Source organism: Elusimicrobiaceae bacterium (assembly GCA_017520185.1).
GTDB lineage: Bacteria > Elusimicrobiota > Elusimicrobia > Elusimicrobiales > Elusimicrobiaceae > Avelusimicrobium.
This window is the reverse complement of record JAFXGO010000025.1, coordinates 1-1645: the sequence shown is the minus strand read 5'-3', so window position 1 is coordinate 1645 and position 1645 is coordinate 1. Positions and strand designations below refer to the sequence as shown.

General features: G+C 45.4%; 4 protein-coding genes and 1 tRNA gene. All 5 read left to right on the top strand.

The features are described from left to right. The first annotated feature begins 47 nt into the window (after positions 1-47). Positions 48-122: transfer RNA gene (locus IKL48_03495), tRNA-Trp, on the top strand. Positions 123-145: 23 nt separating this feature from the next. Continuing rightward, positions 146-334, top strand: coding sequence for a preprotein translocase subunit SecE (secE, locus tag IKL48_03490; protein MBR3603733.1), 189 nt, complete (start codon positions 146-148; stop codon positions 332-334). Continuing rightward, positions 334-864, top strand: coding sequence for a transcription termination/antitermination factor NusG (gene nusG / locus IKL48_03485; GenBank protein MBR3603732.1), 531 nt, complete (start codon positions 334-336; stop codon positions 862-864). Before secE ends, nusG begins: the two co-directional genes overlap by 1 nt. A 60-nt stretch (positions 865-924) precedes the next feature. Next, a complete protein-coding gene (gene rplK, locus IKL48_03480) occupies positions 925-1359 on the top strand; it encodes a 50S ribosomal protein L11 (protein ID MBR3603731.1) in 435 nt (144 codons plus the stop codon). 52 nt (positions 1360-1411) lie between these two features. Continuing rightward, positions 1412-1645 (top strand): 50S ribosomal protein L1 (locus IKL48_03475; protein ID MBR3603730.1); only part of this gene is annotated, 234 nt, incomplete at its 3' end.

The window sequence follows — 1645 nt, the reverse complement described above, 5'->3', positions numbered from 1 at the left end:
TGCGGCAAAAGCACCTTGCATAAAGAAACGAAAGCTTAAAATTTAGTGGGAGCGTCGGTTAACTGGTAAACCACCGGTCTCCAAAACCGGGACTGAAGGTTCGAGTCCTTCCGCTCCTGCCATTTTTACGCAAGGATTATTTTATATGAATAAAGCAATCAATTTCCTCAAGCAATGTGTGTCTGAGCTGAAGAAATCTACTTGGTTGAGCCGCAAAGAAGTGGTGCAGTCCACAGTCTTAGTGGCTATTGTGGTCGCTTTGACCTCTGCCTATGTGGGTTTTATTGACTTCGGTTTGACCAAAGTGCTGGGTCTTTTGGTAGGAGGACGTTAATGTCTGAAGAAAGAAATTGGTATGTAGTCCACACCCAGACTGGACATGAGGATAAGGTCCGCGAAAAAATTAACTTGCAAATTGAAGTGCAAGGGTTTGCTGACCGTGTTTTTAAAGTACTGGTCCCTACTGAAGAAGTAGTGGAAGTCAAACAAAACAAAAAAATCCTTCGCAAACGCAAATTCTTCCCGGGTTATGTGCTTGTTCAAATGAACATGACCAGTGAATCGTACTGGTTTATCAAAGGAGTTTCCGGTGTGACCGGCTTTTTGGGTGATCCCAATCCGGTACCGCTTCCGGAAGAAGAAATTGCCGGTATTGTGGAATTGACCGAAGAAGGCGGCAAGCCCAAACACGTAATTACTTTTGAACGCGGTGAAAGCGTACGTATTACGGAAGGTCCGTTCAAACACTTTATTGGTAGAGTGGAAGAAGTCAACGAGCAGAAAAACAAACTCAAAGTGATGGTGACGGTATTTGACCGCGCTACTCCGGTGGAAGTGGATTTCTTGCAAGTTGAAAAGAACTAATTTTTTAGGCCCGCGCGCGTCGCGGGCGCTTGTTTAGCAGTATAAATTATGGAGTAAAAAATGGCAAAAGAGAAAAAAATTAAAGGATACATCAAGCTGCAAATCCCTGCAGGTGCGGCCAATCCGGCTCCTCCGGTGGGTCCTGCCTTGGGTCAGCATGGTGTAAACATCATGGAATTCTGCAAACAGTTTAACGCCAAAACCGCTAAACTGGAAAAAGGTATTAAGATTCCGGTCGTCATTACTGTATTTGAAGACCGCTCTTTCACCTTCATTACCAAAATGCCGCCGATGGCTGTGCTCATTGTGAAAAAATTGGGCTTGGCTAAAGGCTCCGGCGCCCCGCATAAAGACAAAGTGGGTAAGATTACCCAACAACAATGCGAAGAAATCGCCGCTGAAAAATTGCCCGACCTGAATACCAAAGATATTAAGCAGGCCGCCGAAATGGTAAAAGGCACCGCCCGCAGCATGGGTGTAGACGTAGTAAAATAAATTTGTGTTAAGGGAGGGCGAAAGCCCGCCAACACCTTAAGGAGTTTTAAAGATGGGAAAAAGAATGGAAGCTGCCAAAAAAGCATTTGACGCTGATAAGCTCTATACTTTCGCCGAAGCGGCCCAAATCGTAAAAGAAAACGCTAAAGCCAAATTCGACGAAACCGTAGAATTACACGTCAGCTTAGGCATTGACACCAAAAAAGCCGACCAACAAGTGCGCACCACTGTAGTGTTGCCGCATGGTACCGGTAAAACCAAACGCATTGCCGTTATCGCCAAAGGC